The following is a 15961-nucleotide window of genomic DNA, read 5'->3' on the forward strand; positions in this document are numbered from 1 at the left end:
TTATTCGATACTAAATTTTTTATCAAATCGAGAAATCAGTAAGATTTTCCTTATTTGGGGTAAGGTATTGGTAATTCGGATCATGCCATCACTTTGCTCAAGATATTTCTGCATATTGAGCAGCATTCCAAGACCAGCACTGTCAATATAGTCCACCTTGCGTAAATCAATGGTGAATCTAAAACCTCGATAGGGTGAATAACTATTACGAAATTCTTTAACTAGGTTAAAGCCAAAAGCACCATCAATCGCGATAGTAATGTGTTTCGCATTGCTATCTATTTCAGTTTCTATACTCATCGTACTCCCTCCTAGAAAAGCTCGACTTCGCCTTCGTCCATATTAGTTTGGATTGCGGCGGGACCACTTCGATTGTGCAGGCGCTCTGTCAATTGGTGAAGTTGCTCTGCCCATGCTGCTTTAGTCATGCTTTGTGTTAGTAAAGCGTTCAATAGCTCATTTGCTTCTTGCAAATAATCAATAGACGCATGCGCATAATCACTTTGTTGAACCACAATGTCAGCAAATTGAAGGGCACGGACGCCATTACTCACTTGCTGGGTTAATTCTTGTCCTAATTCTTGAATTTTTTGCACTTCTTGCTCTATTTCTATATTCACTTGTTGGACACCACGCAGCATGTGGTCCACTTTCTCTTTCGACTCAATCACGTGAGTCATATCTATCGATGCCATTTCGCCAACGGTTTTGTTTGCTCTTTGTACTGTTTGTTGAGCAACATTAATTTCTGATTCAATTTGAGTATTCAGTGTTCTTGCTTTAACCGACAAGTCGCGCACCTCTTGAGCCACGACCGCGAAGCCTCGCCCGGCCTCGCCCGCTCGCGCTGCTTCAATCGCCGCATTCAGCGCCAATAAGTTGGTCTGTTCCGATAGGCTTCTCACTTGATTTAACAGTTTAAAGACCATATCCAATTTTTCTGACATGTCGTGAATGCTGTGTACCGCTGAAATACTTTTCTCCGAAATATCAATCAGAATTTGTACAAAGCCATCAATAATCGCCTCAGTCTTTGGTAGTACGGTGGTGAGATCATATTCGCTACCTTGGTTTGCCAATAAGTTATTGACCAAGGTACTTGAGACGTGACTCTGTTTTTGGCTGATATCTTGCAAGCCAAAAAATGCGTTATTTAATGTCTCTACTGAACCTTCAATCACGGTGTGCTGCATGGTTAAAGGGCTACTCACTTTAGGTAGCGTCTCTTTGAACAGTTTTTCAATACTCTGTAGATGTTGCTGCGTTTCAAGAGTGGACTCTTCTTCAACCTTATTTTGGTTGGCTTTAGCTTTGTTTTGTTCACTAACATTCATAGACAATACTAGCCAAGGTATTGCTGCCGCAAAAATCATTAGCCCCATGCTCCATAAATTAGGGGAATGAAGCATGACGGCAAAAAGGGCCATTAGCTGCAAAACTAAAGCTAAAATATATTTTGCTTTTGGTGTCACTGTTTTATTTATCATCACCCATTCCTTGCTTCTCTATGTTGAGCTTATTTAATGAGACAACACTAGCGATAGAGCTCATCACAAATCCATTGTGGTATGGCATTTAACGCTTTGATATTCTGTGTTGCGCCAATCTCTACTGCCGCTTTGGGCATTCCCCACACCACTGATGTTTTTTCGTCTTGAGCTAAAGTCAATGCGCCACACAACTTCATTTTGAGCATGCCTTGCGCTCCATCTTTACCCATCCCGGTTAAGAGGATACCGATGGCTTTGTCTCCCACATTTTCAGCAACCGTATCAAACATCACATCTACTGAGGGTTTATGACGATTGACCGCAGGTCTATCGTCAACTTGACAGTAAAGGTGAGTGCCTTTTTTTATCACCATCAGATGCTTATCTCCGGGAGCAACATAAGCGCATCCATTCACTAAAGGCGCTTGATTAGCGGACAACTCTCTCACCTCTACGGCGCTACAAAGATTCAAACGCTCTGCAAAGGGGCGAGTAAACATCGCACTGATATGTTGAGTGATCACGATCGGTGGCAACCCTGCTGGTAAAACAGAGAATATGCTTTTTAATGCTTCTGTTCCGCCCGTTGAGGCTCCAATCGCGATCAACTGATAACGCGCCTCTTGGTGGCTAGCCGCTATCAGTTCGACCTGATTAACCGCCGCAGAATGATGCGATTGAACGACATTTGCCCCTGCCGCCATTTTTATTTTGTCGTTCACCAGCTCCCTATAACTTGCCATTTCAGCCGTGTTTTCGACCGACGGTTTAGGGAAGTAATCCACTGCACCAAGCTCTAATGCTTCTAACGTGGCTTGAGCACCATGCTGGGTCAAGGTTGAAATCATCACTACCGGCATAGGGCGTAACCGCATAATATTTTTTAAAAATTGCACGCCATTCATTTTTGGCATTTCAATATCTAGCGTTAGCACATCAGGGTTGTGCTGCTTGATAAGCTCTCGGGCTTGGTAAGGATCTTGTGCCATTGCGACGACGTCTAACATAGGGTCAGCATTAATCAGCTCGCAGAGCAGTGCTCTAAAAACGGGAGAATCATCGACAATCAGCACTTTGATTTTTTTCATTTAAATAGCTCCACATCATCACTCTCTTTATGCGCTTTACGATCCAACTGTGTGGCATAAACCTTTTCTTGAAAACTTAACCGGCTCACTTCGGTCAATGGAATTCTTTTTAGCCACACTTTACCTGTCATGGGTTCGAAAATGACTTTTCTCGGTTCGTCCCCCCCTAAGTCACTGGCTTCGACAATAAGCCTTTCTTGCTCAACATAGTTTTTGATGAAATCTATGTTTTTCTGGCCAATCATGGCTTTGAAACCCAGCATTTGTGCTCCACCAAAGAGTTTTACTCGTAAGCGCTGACGCTCAGCCCCCATTTTGATCAACTGATTAATCAGTAGCTCCATCGCATAGCAACCATAACGAGAGGCGGTTGAAGCAATATCATCAGGATGCCAGTGATCAATTTGTGAATGCTGATCAAAAGGCAATAAAAAATGGTTCATCCCTCCAACTTTGGCCGCTTGGTCCCACATACAGGCGGTAACGCAAGAACCTAAACCGGTACAAATGACCTCTTGTCGCATCGTACAGTACAACCCACCGGGCAAAACCTTTACCCAATCCACTTTTTGTTGGGGATGATAAAATCGGCTGAAATTCCGATTGTCGGTTGCCAAATGCATCGCCAACGAGGTCATTAATTGTTCCTCATTTTTTCACGTAAATGGTGTGGCCGAGATGATGAAAAACATCAGCACAGCGCCCCACACTTTCTGAATGACCCAAAAATAAAATCCCATTCGGTTTCAACCATTCATAGAACCTTTCGATCAAAGCCTCCTGCGTGGGTTTATCAAAGTAGATCATCACGTTTCGGCACGAAATGAGGTCTAAATTCTTAGGTAGCGTCCAAGGAGATAATAAATTCAGTTGCTGAAAATGGACAAAACGTTGCAATTGACTGGCGATTTTTATTTTTCCCTGTTTGATACCGCGCCCTTTTACAAAGCACTTTTTAAGATAGTGCTGTGGAATAGTAACCACAGCCTCATCGGTATAAATGCCCGCTTGCGCATGTGCCAAAACCTGTGTGTCTAAATCTGTTGCGTAGATATCAACATTGTCTGCGAAATCAAATAAACCGCTGCTGTATAACGACGCAATAAAGCTGTATGGCTCTTCACCACTAGAGCAGCCAGCAGACCAAATTTTAGGATGACGCACGCCCTGTGATCGCCACTCATCGAGCAGTACTTTTTCTAAAAACTCAAAGTGGTGATACTCGCGAAAAAACTGGGTTTTGTTAGTCGTTAACGCATTGATGAAGTGGATCCGCTCTTGCTCATTATGCTCAATAAGCTCCTTGTAATCACAGAAACGCTGAATCCCCCGTCGACGCATCTGACGGCTCAAACGGCCGTAAACCATCGCTCGCTTGGCATCCGACAAGTAAATGCCGGCCGTTTTGTGCATAAACCACTGGATGAATTTGAAATCCTTTGCGGTGAGTTCAAATTCTTGGTCATTGTTCATCATGATTGGATGGCTATCTGTTAGAACTCTTCCCATTCATCTCCATCCTCATTGAGGTTGAGCCCAGAATTGGCAACGTTATTGGTGGCTTTAATGCCTGCCACTTTCTTGACCTTGGGTTTGGGTTGATGGGCGGAGATGGGTGTTCTTTTGGGCTCGAACGTTTTGATGTTGTCATCGGTGGTGAAATAGCTCATCAAGCTAATCAGCTCTTTCCCTTCATCTTTCAACGATTGGCTGGCCGCAGAGGTTTGTTCAACAAGAGAGGCATTTTGCTGCGTCATCTCATCCATGGCTGTAATTGCACGATTGATTTCGTCAATGCCCGTCGATTGTTCAATACTGGATGATGCAATTTGGGCGATGAGATCAGATACTTTTGCTACAGCGTCCACAATCTCATTCAACGTTGCTCCTGACTCATCAACTAAACGCGATCCCTCTTCGACTTTCTCAACACTATCTTTAATCAGTCCTTTAATCTCTTTCGCCGCTGCTGCGCTACGCTGCGCAAGGTTTCGAACCTCTCCAGCAACAACAGCAAATCCACGCCCTTGTTCTCCGGCTCTTGCCGCTTCTACCGCTGCGTTCAAAGCCAATAAATTGGTTTGAAAGGCTATCTCGTCTATCACTCCAATAATATCGGCAATCTTCTTACTCGAACGATTAATTTCCGACATGGCCGAGATCGCTTGCCCCACCACTTCACCACCTTTACTGGCTTTTTTGGCAGCATCACTCGCTAGATCGTTCGCACCTTTGGCGTTATCTGCATTTTGGCGCACGGTCGCTGTCATCTCTTCCATACTGGCGGCCGTTTCTTCTAAATTGGATGCTTGAGCTTCCACCCGTTGGCTCAAATCATTATTGCCTTGCGCGATTTCCGTTGACGCCGTAGCCACTCTGGCAGAAGAAATGGTGATCTTTTCAACCATATCGCGCAGGTTAGCAATCGAGGTATTGACCGCATTTTGCAGTTGACCAAACTCACCTTGGCTGCCCTCTTCCATCTTGGTATTCAAATCGCCATCCGCCACTTTGCTCATGACGTCAATACACTGAGCCAGCGGTGAAACTAAGGTATCAAGCAAGTTATTAATCCCCTCACCCAACTCCCGCATAAATCCGCTGTACACGGTGGTATCAATTCGTTCATTCAACTGCCCTGCGATAGCTTTTTGAATGAGGCTCTCTACTTGGTATTGACCATCTTGTTGTTCGGTAATATCGATCCATTGCAATGCAGGGCCAATGTATTCCCCTTTGTGATTGTGCATCGCAATACAAGTTAAATTAAATTGCAGCGCCCCCACTTTGATGTTGGATGAAAATGGCAAACGATCAGGGTTGGCAATTATGCTACGTTGATGGCCCGGGTTTTTATGAAAGATATCGATATTTTGTCCGACCAGATTATTGACGTCAAAGCTTGTTAATACTGTCCTCAACTCACTTTCTCTTGTACGCATCAACTTGGTCAATGAAGGGTTTAAGTATTGAATAATACCCTCTTTATCGGCCATCATTAGGTTGGTTGTCATCCCCTCGACTGCCGAAGCTAAGCGGCCTATTTCTTGCTCTTTTGCAATCTCTTGAGTGACATCACGCCACTCTAATGTGTTCCCGATATAAATACCGTCTTCATCAATAATGGCGCCAACATTAAGCTCGATCTTCACTCCTTTAATAGTAATCATGGTAGTGAAAGGCAAGTTGGCTGGATTCGACAGCATTTGGCGTTGATGCTGTGGATTGACGTGAAAACCATCGATGCAGTAGCCAATCAATGACGACTCTTCAGCTTTAAAATCAGGCCAGACACTTTGAAAAAGCACTTCATGCTGCTTGAGTAGAATCAATGACTGCTTATTGAGATAGGTGATTTGAAAATCTCGGTTAATCATCATCAATGCGGTTTTTGCTGCATTAAGAGCAGAAAGAAGCTGCTGATTGGAGAGCCCTTCATTCTCATCGACCAATGGATCTTCTATCTGCTCAACAAATTTTTTTGGTTCTGGTTTGCGGTTCCAAAATGCCATGAGTATTCCCTCACAAAATAGCGTCTTCTACGAATGTCTGATTTAACCCAGGTACATCAAAAAGGGTCTCGATATTAATTAGGATCAAATGACCGTTAGCCACACTAGCAATTCCCTTCATAAATTGTGGTTCAACCGTGGTGGATAAGGCTGGTACAGGTTTTATCTCTTCAGCGGCTAAGTCATACACTTCTGAAACACCATCGACAATAATGCCGAGCGGATTGCGTTGCGCGTCATTCAAAACGATAACAACTGTCGTGGCCCCAATCTGTGCAGGTGGCAGACGAAAACGAATTCGAAGATCAACAATCGGTACGTACTCACCACGAATATTGAGTAAGCCAACTAAGTAATCCGGTGCATTGGGTACAGAGCGCACATCACTCCAGCCGCGAACTTCTCGGACCTCAAGGATTGGCACAGCGTACTCATCGTTATCCAGCACGAAACTAAGAAACTCTTGTTTAGACATCAGGGTTCCTCACTCAGTATTCGGTGCATATCAAGGAGCCCTTGGGTATCGAGCAGTGACATGACCTCTTCGCCAACATTGAGCAAACCGAGCGAATACGCAGCGGCAGGTGTTTCCCCCACGGCAGGAAACAGCACATTATCTCCCTGGCCAATCACATCACTCACTGCATCAACGACTAAGCCCATAATACGAGGCCGCTCTTGTTGCAGGCTACGAAGTACCAACACCACAGTCGTGGGAAAGTAGCCACAGGCCTCCATACCAAATCGAAGGCGCAGATCGATAATAGGCACAATCATGCCGCGTAAATTAATCACACCTTTCACAAAGCTAGGCGCGCGAGGAATAGGCGTAGGTGGCTCCCACACTCGAATCTCTTCAACATCTTGAATTGCTACCCCGTACAACTCATTCGCTAACCGGAAACTCAGAAAATCGGCCTCACAGCTTCTTTCTTCATAAACAGCATTCAAAACACTCTGTGTTTGATTCTCTTGTTGATGATTTGGTGAATAATCATATTCCATGGCTCTTCCCTGTCACCTTCACTAAGCGGCAATAATCTTGGGAGATAAACTTGAACGTCGATTCGAGTACGTGGAGATTAACCCTTGAATATCTAAAATGAGCGAAACGGAACCATCTCCCAAAATCGTAGCTCCTGATATGCCTGCCACTTTGCAGTAATTTGACTCTAAGCTCTTTATAACCACTTGCTGCTGGTCTAGCAGCTCGTCAATCAATAAGCCAACGCGACACCCAGCGGCTTCAACAAAGCAGAGTATTCTATCGGGCAAAGCACCACTTGATCCCATTTCCAGTTCATCTTGCAGACGTAAGATAGGAATGTTTTCGTCACGAAGCCGGTACAGCTCAACCCCACCGGCGGCATACTTCACATTAGCTAGGTTGATTTGGATAGATTCGATAATGGTGAGCAGTGGGATGATGTAAACTTCCCCGCCTACTTTGATCAATTGCCCATCGAGGATGGCTAAAGTGAGTGGTAAACAGATAGTGAAATGGCTGCCTTTACCTAACGTGGATTCAACATCAATATGCCCACCCAACTCTTCGATATTACGTTTTACAACATCCATACCGACGCCACGACCTGAAATATCAGACACTTGTTCTGCTGTTGAAAACCCTGCGGCAAAAATAAGGTTAAGGATCTGTTTGTCGGTGATATCTTCACGCCGTGTATCTTTAGGTAATACACCTTTTTCTAGCGCCTTTTGAAATATTCTTTCACAGTTTATCCCCGCGCCATCATCTTTCACTTCGATCACTATCGAGCCACCTTGATGATAAGCATGTAGTTCAATGGTGCCGATTTCTGGTTTGCCTTGTTCAAGGCGAATGTGTGGCTGCTCAATTCCGTGGTCAATACCATTTCTGACTAAATGAACCAATGGATCAACAATACGTTCAAGGACGGTTTTATCGAGCTCGGTGTGCTCGCCAATGATGTTCAGTTCTACTTTTTTTTCAAGTCGGCCGCACAAGTCTCGCACAAGGCGAGGAAAGCGGCTAAAAGCAAAGCTCATCGGCAGCATGCGAATATTGAGCACATTTTCTTGTAAATCTTTACTGTTTTGCAAAAGCTGAACTAGGCCTGCTTGCAACTTTTCTAATTTATCCATGGTGAAATCGTTGCCGATTTCGGTCAGCATTGATTGGGTGATAACAAGTTCCCCAACCAAATTAATCAGGCTGTCGACTTTCTCAATATCGACGCGAATAGAGCTTACGCTGGATTCTGCTTTCGCCACTTTGGGCGCAACAGCGGGCATAGACTCTATTGATTTTATGAGATCGATGGGTTTTATGAGATCAACTTGCTCTGCTGATTCGGTAGGGGGAACAGCGTTCGCATGAAACGTAGGTGGCGCCTCGGCCAAAGATTCCTTGCTCTCGCTGACCATATCTTGGGTCGTCGATTCTTGTACTAAAGGTTCAACAATTAAGTCACATTCATCTTCAACCCATTCAAAGATTTCGCGAATATCACTCTCTTGCACTTGGCTACTGAGAAAAATAGTCCAGCTTAAATAACAAAGCTCAGCCTCTATTTCCGCCAATTCGGGAAGGTGCTCAAGCTGAGCTTCCGCCCTGCACTGATCATCCAGTTCATAAAGCTCTCGCAGCAACCGAAGTGGATCATTACCACTGAAATAAAGTTCTCTATGCGGAGTAAAAACGACTTTCCAACCTAAGTGGTTCTCGTTGTCAGAAGCCTTTAAGAGCGATGACGTCTGTTCATCTTCGGCGTCAAGTGAGTGATGGTCTGCTAGTTCATGATCAACTGTTGAATTGTCGGCAAGTAAAGTATGCAATGACTGGCTGACTCTCTGCTGAAGCTCACTATCAACCTCACCGTGGCTCTCATGCCCCGCGAGCATATTGCGAATGCAATCACCGCTTTTCAGTAAAATGTCCACACTTTGAGCGGTGAGAGTTGATTTTTCGTTACGGACGAGGTCAAGATACGCTTCGACAGAGTGGGTAAATTCACTGATATCCAGTAAACTAAAGGTCGCAGCGCCACCTTTAATCGAATGGGCAGCCCGAAAAATGGTATTAATAGTCTCTTTCTCAACCTGATTAGGGTCAAGATTAAGCAGTACATTTTCAAGCACTTCAAGATTTTCACGACACTCTTCGTAAAACATCTTGCGCAACAGTTCCATGTCTAAAGCCATAGCTCTTCCTGCCAGTTAACGTCGTTTAACGAATGAAGCTTCTAATAAAATACGGTGTTCTATATGACCCGTTTTAGTGTTTTCAATAGCGTCTCAGGGTTGAACGGTTTAACCAACCATCCTGTAGCTCCAGCGAGTTTTCCTTCTTGTTTCTTTTCCATACTCGTTTCGGTGGTTAGCATCAAAATAGGAATAAACTTATATTGAGCATGACCACGTATCGCTTTAACTAACTCAAAACCACCCATCACTGGCATGTTGACGTCCGAAATAACAACATCAAATTTGGTTTGTTGTGCCTTACGTAATGCATCACTTCCATCAATAGCAGTTTCAACTTCATAGCCTGCATCTTTCAATGTATGACTTAGCATTTGACGAATTGAAACCGAATCATCAACCGCGAGGATCTTTGTCATAGCCTCTTCCTTGCAAAATCTCATTACTCTGCGAACAAGCTTTCTAAAGCCAGTAGCGCAATACCTTCATTGAGCGTGTTTGTTGCGTTAACTAAAGTGATCTCAATTCCAGCTCGCTCTGCTGTCATAAACAAAGTAGCAAGCAGTTGTAGACCGGCAGCATCCACGCTATTGACTCGTGATGCATCTATTGTTAAAGGAGGAGTTAGGCTTAGCCATTGAAGATAATTTGCTTTGGAATCTAGTACCGTTGAAATTTCCAAAGACTCCGCCAACAAAAGATCCATATCTCATCCTTACGTACTATTTATATTCTATGTTTTAGGAGAACACCTGACTTTGAGTGTAGGAGGGAATACTCATTAAGCAAATGATTGAACACGTTAGGAACAAAAATAAAAACCTCATAATAATGGTGACCGTATGGTTAACTCATTAATATAGTTTAGATTTTTTATTCTGTGACTAGAACAAAAAATCCTACTCTTAAGACGTAAGTAGTAGGACTTTTTTGTCATATGACAAGCACAGTACATCTGGAGAAGGTGTCTGCTCTTACATTATTCACGCTTTACACTGTAAATTGGCTGCAGTTCATTGCGTTGAATGATCCACTTTACAGTGTAAATCATCTAATAGTCGATTGAGGTCATGACGGAGGGTAGCCTCAATCATTTTCCGTCCAGTGAGGTTTAATTGACTGGCACACTCTTGCCAGCTTTTCTTTTGCAACACTTTGACAATAAGTAGATCAGATAATCGTGATAGAGCAGCTTTATCCAATGAAGTAATTAGCCGATGAATCCATACACTCACACTCTCATAATCCGCACCGCCTTGTGCGTAACAACGCAGCAATGAATAAGGTAGGAAATTAACTTCATTTGAATCCGCGCATGCGACACGATCTCGGACTAATGACAAGATGGTACGAACCAAAGCCGGCTCTAAACTTTGTAAAGAATCAGATAGAGAGAAAATGAAATGCTGTTCGAAAATCTGTTCTGCCCGAGTTAACCAATCCAATTTTTTCGCTTGAACCATGATTAAGGAAAAACAGCCACTCGCACTGTCTCTGTGGCTCCCTAGTTTTATCGGAACAAATTGGTTCTTAGCCCAAAAAGCCATTAAATCGCTCGTTACGCCAAAACTCGTCGCTAAATAGTCGGCATCATTTTCCAGCATGCACGCTTCAATCAAGCGGCTGCCCAACCCTTGATTTTGTAATTCGGGATGAACTGCAATACGCATGATGCGCTGACAAACACTCTGCGCAGCCTGCGTAATACCAACTTGATTAGCTAAGCAAACAGGAACTAGATGACCTTTAGGACGTCGCTTTCCTCGTTGGATCTCTTCCACTAAAGCGTTACAAAGCCCACCTTCACGTACTGTCAGCAAACAACCGACACAAACCTCGCCTACCATTGCAGCAACTAGCTGAACTTTATCGTCCGCTAAAAAATGAAATAGATCGTTTGGTGATGTCTGGTAATGAGCATTCACTAATAACGAAAAAATAGCGGCTAAGCGTGTCGGGTTGGCAATGAGTTGAGCCTTATCCAGATGCTCAATGTTAAGTGTCGCTAACTGTTCTGATGTCATCGTCGGCAATGTAGCTAAATCATAGCGAAGGAGGAAGGTATCGTAATGCCACGCTTCTAACGGATCACCCTGACGCCAACGGATCGGCTGATCTAAATGGAGAGTTCGAGTCCCAGCTCGATGGTGTGCTAACCAAGTTTGAAACTTAAGCGTGAACCCTCTCCCACACCCTTCGTAGCCATGAATGGTGGTAGAGAAGACCGCGCGATGATAGTGTTCAACCCAGTTTTTTAACATTGATAAAGGCAGCGCGGCCGCTTCATCTACCAATAGGAGATCACACTGTGGCCGATGCAAAATCAGCTCATCCGGTGCCACAAACGTCAATGACGAGTTTTGCCAAGTAAGGGATTGTCTGGTGACGTGAGCGCCTGCTAAACCTTTAGCCGCATGTTCAAATATCGGCGCTACGGCATGGATTGAGGGTGCCGTGACCACAATATCTAATGAACGAGACGCCATCAATTTAGCCGCAGCAATACCAAGCGCACTACTTTTCCCTCGTCCCCGATCGGCAGTGAGAACCAATGGTCGCTTGCGATGCCCATCCATCACACGAAGAATTGCTGAAACCGCATCAACTTGCTGTTCATAAATCGGTGATTGAGAGCTGACTCGTGGATAAACGGGTAAAGGAGGGCAAGGTTGATTCTGTTCTATAACAACAAGCTGTTCGAACGCTCGCGTTAACCAGCGCTCAGCAAAAGAGTCGTTACGCTGAGGGGCTTCAATGATCAACAGTAACCCACCACCGACCAGTGAACCCAGCGCAGCACTGAAACTGTTCGCATCAAAACCATGGTGATTATCACAAATAAGTAAATGGCATTCTTGACCAAGAAACTGCTGCCCTTTGTTGAAGGGGGCATAACGAACGCATGGTAACGGTTCTCCACCTAACTGAAATATGGCTTGCCCCTCATTTTTTGCGAGAAAATGCATAAGCAGGTGTTGTTGCCATTGAGGCTCACCACGGATTAAGAGCCCCATACGCCATAGGCTATTCTCAGCCTGCACCATCAAATCATCTAAATAAGCCGCTATCATGTTCATATTTACGCCACCTCGCTGAAACGCAATGGTAGCACAGCCGCTATAATCACTGTGCGTCGTTAAAAATATTTTTCTTTACGACAAATTATATTTGCTTTAATCGTGACCATTTTTAACTAATTATTCACCTACACCCCAGTACACTTCTGGGCTATTTAAGGAATTCAAATGCAATGAAAACTTTCATCAAAGGATTGGTTTTGGCAGCAGCTCTAACTTCTTCACACGTAAGCGCAGACAACAAAACACTCAACGTTTATGCATGGGGAGGATATCTTCCAGAAAAATCCCTCAAGCAGTTTGAGCAGCAGGAAGGGGTAACGATTAACTATTCGACCTTTGAAAATAACGAGTCAATGTATACCAAGCTCAAGTTGCTCAAAGGTGGCGGTTATGATGTGGTTTTTGCCTCAGCGTATTTCATTGAAAAAATGGGACGTGAAGGGTTACTAACCGAGCTGGATCATGCACAAATCCCGAACATGAAAGATGCCATGCCTTCACTACTCGGCCAAGCACACGATCCCAAAAATAGTTATTCCCTGCCCTATATTTGGGGGATCACTGGCCTCAGCTATAACGAAGCATTAGTACCAGAAGGTGTCTCTCGCTGGGCTGATTTGTGGGATAAGAAATATAACCAACAAGTGATGTTGATTGACGATATTCGCGATGTCTTTGGTATGGCGCTGATCTTAAATGGCTTCAGTATTAATACAAAAAATGAAAAAGAGATTGAAAAAGCCTACCAATCATTGGTCGCGTTAAAAGATAATGTACTGTTGTATAACTCTGATGCGCCACATGTGCCTTATGTCTCAGGTGAAGCAGCGTTAGGGATGCAATGGAACGGGAATGCCTACCAAGGCCAAGTTGAGATGCCAGAGCTAAAATTTGTAATGCCGGAAGAAGGCGCAGTCTTGTGGATGGATAACTTTACTATTCCATCAGGCAGCAACAACAAAGCGTTGGCGCATAAATTCATCAACTTCATGTATCAAGCAGAGAACCAAGCTGAGATTGTGAATAGCTTAGGTTATGCATCGGCAACAAAAAGCGGCCGAGCGTTGCTTCCAGCAGAACTTCGCGACAATCCAACGATTTTTCCAGCCGATGAAGATATGGCTAAAGGGGAATTCATTAATGATGTTGGGCCTGAAGCGCTCGCTATCTACGAAAAATACTGGCAGCGTTTAAGAAATCAATAGATTCGAACTGAATAGACTTAGTTACTAAAAAACCCGCCGTGGCGGGTTTTTTATTCTTTACATGATGGATGCTTAATCAAGCTTAGATTGAATAAAATCTAATATTTCTTGCACCGTAGCATCATCCACCTTTTTCAAATTAAGCGCTAAATTACTGCCTTTACGACTGTAACTTGCGCGACCTTTGATCAGATCAATTTTTACATGCTCAGTGCGTTTAGGTGGCAATAACTCTTGTATCCAAGACTCAATTGTCTCTGTGACTTCTTTCGTCAATCGGGCAACACCTTGTACGCTACTACGCTGCCAAACAAATCCATCTTCAGATTGACACTTTTCCAACAAATTTGCTTGTTGCTTTGCATCGAGTTCATTAAATTGTTTATGTAATTTAACTATGGTTGGACGACCTAATTCAACCACATTTGGATAAGCTTGCAATAGCTCAAGTGGCAAAGCCGCTGCTTTTAGAGCACCACTTACTAGGGCCTCACTGCACTGAAATATCTTGGCTAAAGCTTTTTGGTCTTCCGCTTCACCGTTATCCAGCTTCGCTTGCATCTCTTTACCCTTCTCATAAAGAGAAAGCGGCTTGTGCGCGTTTGCCACATCCGAAAGAAACTTCGCATGTTCCGAGTTTATGTCTTCAGCGACATAAACCAAAAATTCTTTACCCGCCAAGATACAAGACATTCGACGACGGCTGCCATCAAGGACTTCAATTTTGCCCCCAGCGGTTTTACGACCAACCGCAGGATATTGCTGACCACGCTCGCGTAATGTACTCAATACATCAGATAGAGCATGCTCATTCAGAAAAGCTTGTTCACGCGCATTCTGCGTAAAAACAATCGTCTTTTCCGCTACTTGATCAGCGGGAATCTTGACCAGTTCGAAAGTGACTAACTCTTCTCCCGCAACCGCCAATTCGATGATTTGCGCTTGTTCTTTCGCTGCCGTTTGGGCTTCTTGCGGGGTGGTTGCACGTCGCTTATTCGCTTTACCAAACAGTTTCGCATTTAGTTCAGACGTTTTAATTGCCATGTTTTACTTACCCCTGATTTAGTGATGACCAATGACTGTGAAGCACTCGCTCAAGCTCCAGTGCACTTTTTTGCACAGCGTCTTGCGCAGTCGCTAGCGTCTTTTTACCACCTTCAAAATCGCTGGTGGTGAGATCAAAAACGGTGCTGTAGGTGTCAGCACAGGTTTCAAATGCTCGGCTACGCGGAATCGTCGCCATCATGACTTGATCACCCAACAGGTAATTCATTTCCGTTAATACCGAGACTTGCTTTTTATTATCATCTTCAAACATCGTCGGCATCAAACGTACAAATTCTAACCCTTTCCAATCTTCTGGAAACATTTCATAAACCGTAGGAAGGTGTTGAAAGAAATTGACGGTTGACGCCCAATCTAATCGCTTAGCCGCGCACGGGATCAGTAATGCATTGGAAGCATACATTGCATTCCATACCAATGGATCAACGTGTGGGCCAGTATCAATCATAATGATGTCAAAATCATCGCCAATCTTATCGATAAGTTTCTCTTTCAGCAGTCGAACAATATCAAGCGATTGATTTTGCGAAAGATACTGCCACGCTTCTGCGTTAAACATTGCATCTTCAGGAAATGCAGAGATGGTTTTTAAATTGGGATATTGGGTTGGCAACATCACGTTCTTATGTAAGAACGCCTTGTCCACTTCAGTGTCTTCAGGCACGTTGTCTAACATAATATCAACGGCAGAATAGATATTACTGTGCTCTGATAAACTTATTTGCGGGTTGAGAAATAGCCGTAATGAACCTTGCGGATCTAAGTCAATCAAGCAGATACGGTAACGCTGATCCAAATTCAGGGCGAGGCACGCGGCTAGATGGACAGCCGTCATTGATTTGCCTGTCCCCCCCTTTTGGTTCTGAACATTGATGACCCAAGGCTTATGATCACCATGCTTTTTCCTTTGGTGGAACTTAGGCACACCAGCGGCATCCATGAGCATGTGGGCTTCCGCTAAAGAAATTGAATAGTGATTAGCATTGTTTTTAGTAAATTGATGGCCAGCTTGTTCCATTTTGGAAATGGCATCATCTAGCTTACGGCGTGTTAAGCCTGAACGAGTTTCCATTAGCGCTTTTGACATCGCTGGGAAATGGTCATCACTACGTTCTTCTAAAACAATTTCAATTCGGTCAGCTTGCACCTGCTGAGTTTGCTCGGCGAGCTGGTAGAGATTCGCTATGGTTTGTTCTCTTTTCATTGCCAAATTCCATAATAAGTACCTAACGCAGATTGTACAGCAAACAATTTAATACTCAACAAAAAGGTGAACATTCACTTTTAGATTAATATCACAATAAATAGAAAAATATATCGGAATTTAATGAATTGACC

At 43.9% G+C, this 15961-nt stretch carries 15 protein-coding genes; 1 reads left to right on the forward strand and 14 read right to left on the reverse strand.

Features of this window, described 5'->3' with window-relative positions; translation table 11 throughout:
• The 12 genes from AACQ42_RS08860 to AACQ42_RS08915 form a co-directional block, all read right to left on the reverse strand.
• Positions 1–300, reverse strand: coding sequence for an STAS domain-containing protein (locus AACQ42_RS08860; protein WP_013868210.1), 300 nt, complete (start codon positions 298–300; stop codon positions 1–3).
• A gap of 11 nt (positions 301–311) precedes the next feature.
• The gene (locus AACQ42_RS08865; protein ID WP_094165560.1) at positions 312–1490 is read right to left on the reverse strand and encodes a methyl-accepting chemotaxis protein; all 1179 of its coding nucleotides are present in this window, start codon (positions 1488–1490) and stop codon (positions 312–314) included.
• Between the two features lie 44 nt (positions 1491–1534).
• On the reverse strand, positions 1535–2578 hold the full coding sequence (locus AACQ42_RS08870) for a protein-glutamate methylesterase/protein-glutamine glutaminase (protein WP_017042334.1): 1044 nt from the start codon (positions 2576–2578) through the stop codon (positions 1535–1537).
• Entirely contained in the window at positions 2575–3216 is a 642-nt protein-coding gene (locus AACQ42_RS08875; protein WP_013868213.1) for a chemotaxis protein CheD, read from the reverse strand. The genes AACQ42_RS08870 and AACQ42_RS08875 overlap by 4 nt, the downstream gene beginning before the upstream one ends.
• A gap of 10 nt (positions 3217–3226) precedes the next feature.
• The gene (locus AACQ42_RS08880) at positions 3227–4087 is read right to left on the reverse strand and encodes a CheR family methyltransferase (protein ID WP_017044936.1); all 861 of its coding nucleotides are present in this window, start codon (positions 4085–4087) and stop codon (positions 3227–3229) included.
• Positions 4072–6090 carry a methyl-accepting chemotaxis protein gene (locus AACQ42_RS08885; protein ID WP_017044937.1) on the reverse strand — a complete coding sequence of 673 codons (2019 nt, stop codon included), beginning with the start codon at positions 6088–6090 and terminating at the stop codon, positions 4072–4074. Before AACQ42_RS08885 ends, AACQ42_RS08880 begins: the two co-directional genes overlap by 16 nt.
• A 10-nt stretch (positions 6091–6100) precedes the next feature.
• Positions 6101–6565, reverse strand: a complete 465-nt coding sequence (locus AACQ42_RS08890; protein WP_013868216.1) for a chemotaxis protein CheW — start codon at positions 6563–6565, stop codon at positions 6101–6103.
• Positions 6565–7095, reverse strand: coding sequence for a chemotaxis protein CheW (locus tag AACQ42_RS08895; RefSeq protein ID WP_017044938.1), 531 nt, complete (start codon positions 7093–7095; stop codon positions 6565–6567). The genes AACQ42_RS08890 and AACQ42_RS08895 overlap by 1 nt, the downstream gene beginning before the upstream one ends.
• Before the next feature lie 21 nt (positions 7096–7116).
• Positions 7117–9273: a chemotaxis protein CheA gene (locus tag AACQ42_RS08900; protein ID WP_094165561.1), complete on the reverse strand. Its 2157-nt coding sequence runs from the start codon at positions 9271–9273 to the stop codon at positions 7117–7119.
• A gap of 59 nt (positions 9274–9332) precedes the next feature.
• Complete coding sequence (locus AACQ42_RS08905; RefSeq protein WP_040122889.1) at positions 9333–9692, reverse strand: response regulator; 360 nt, start codon at positions 9690–9692, stop codon at positions 9333–9335.
• 23 nt (positions 9693–9715) lie between these two features.
• The gene (locus tag AACQ42_RS08910; protein ID WP_019283030.1) at positions 9716–9979 is read right to left on the reverse strand and encodes an STAS domain-containing protein; all 264 of its coding nucleotides are present in this window, start codon (positions 9977–9979) and stop codon (positions 9716–9718) included.
• 307 nt (positions 9980–10286) lie between these two features.
• Entirely contained in the window at positions 10287–12350 is a 2064-nt protein-coding gene (locus tag AACQ42_RS08915; RefSeq protein WP_094165562.1) for a tRNA(Met) cytidine acetyltransferase TmcA, read from the reverse strand.
• Between the two features lie 173 nt (positions 12351–12523).
• On the opposite strand from AACQ42_RS08915, the gene AACQ42_RS08920 reads away from it, so the two are divergent.
• Positions 12524–13558, forward strand: a complete 1035-nt coding sequence (locus AACQ42_RS08920) for an ABC transporter substrate-binding protein (protein ID WP_094124552.1) — start codon at positions 12524–12526, stop codon at positions 13556–13558.
• 72 nt (positions 13559–13630) lie between these two features.
• Here the strand turns inward: AACQ42_RS08920 and AACQ42_RS08925 are convergent, their stop codons facing one another.
• Positions 13631–14602 (reverse strand): ParB/RepB/Spo0J family partition protein, encoded by a 972-nt coding sequence (locus AACQ42_RS08925; protein WP_094165563.1) that lies wholly within the window; start codon positions 14600–14602, stop codon positions 13631–13633.
• A 7-nt stretch (positions 14603–14609) separates the two neighbouring features.
• On the reverse strand, positions 14610–15827 hold the full coding sequence (locus tag AACQ42_RS08930; protein WP_026027506.1) for a ParA family protein: 1218 nt from the start codon (positions 15825–15827) through the stop codon (positions 14610–14612).
• Positions 15828–15961 lie beyond the last annotated feature (134 nt).

It is taken from the genome of Vibrio sp. V12_P9A6T4, assembly GCF_963874835.1.
In the GTDB taxonomy this organism is placed as follows: domain Bacteria; phylum Pseudomonadota; class Gammaproteobacteria; order Enterobacterales; family Vibrionaceae; genus Vibrio; species Vibrio anguillarum.

Excerpts from the sequence above, each read along its gene's own strand:
- AACQ42_RS08860 (WP_013868210.1), bottom strand. The coding sequence starts at position 300 with ATGAGTATAGAAACTGAAATAGATAGCAATGCGAAACACATTACTATC.
- AACQ42_RS08870 (WP_017042334.1), bottom strand. The coding sequence starts at position 2,578 with ATGAAAAAAATCAAAGTGCTGATTGTCGATGATTCTCCCGTTTTTAGA.
- AACQ42_RS08875 (WP_013868213.1), bottom strand. The coding sequence starts at position 3,216 with ATGACCTCGTTGGCGATGCATTTGGCAACCGACAATCGGAATTTCAGC.
- AACQ42_RS08880 (WP_017044936.1), bottom strand. The coding sequence starts at position 4,087 with ATGGGAAGAGTTCTAACAGATAGCCATCCAATCATGATGAACAATGAC.
- AACQ42_RS08885 (WP_017044937.1), bottom strand. The coding sequence starts at position 6,090 with ATGGCATTTTGGAACCGCAAACCAGAACCAAAAAAATTTGTTGAGCAG.
- AACQ42_RS08890 (WP_013868216.1), bottom strand. The coding sequence starts at position 6,565 with ATGTCTAAACAAGAGTTTCTTAGTTTCGTGCTGGATAACGATGAGTAC.
- AACQ42_RS08895 (WP_017044938.1), bottom strand. The coding sequence starts at position 7,095 with ATGGAATATGATTATTCACCAAATCATCAACAAGAGAATCAAACACAG.
- AACQ42_RS08900 (WP_094165561.1), bottom strand. The coding sequence starts at position 9,273 with ATGGCTTTAGACATGGAACTGTTGCGCAAGATGTTTTACGAAGAGTGT.
- AACQ42_RS08905 (WP_040122889.1), bottom strand. The coding sequence starts at position 9,692 with ATGACAAAGATCCTCGCGGTTGATGATTCGGTTTCAATTCGTCAAATG.
- AACQ42_RS08910 (WP_019283030.1), bottom strand. The coding sequence starts at position 9,979 with ATGGATCTTTTGTTGGCGGAGTCTTTGGAAATTTCAACGGTACTAGAT.
- AACQ42_RS08915 (WP_094165562.1), bottom strand. The coding sequence starts at position 12,350 with ATGAACATGATAGCGGCTTATTTAGATGATTTGATGGTGCAGGCTGAG.
- AACQ42_RS08920 (WP_094124552.1), top strand. The coding sequence starts at position 12,524 with ATGAAAACTTTCATCAAAGGATTGGTTTTGGCAGCAGCTCTAACTTCT.
- AACQ42_RS08925 (WP_094165563.1), bottom strand. The coding sequence starts at position 14,602 with ATGGCAATTAAAACGTCTGAACTAAATGCGAAACTGTTTGGTAAAGCG.
- AACQ42_RS08930 (WP_026027506.1), bottom strand. The coding sequence starts at position 15,827 with ATGAAAAGAGAACAAACCATAGCGAATCTCTACCAGCTCGCCGAGCAA.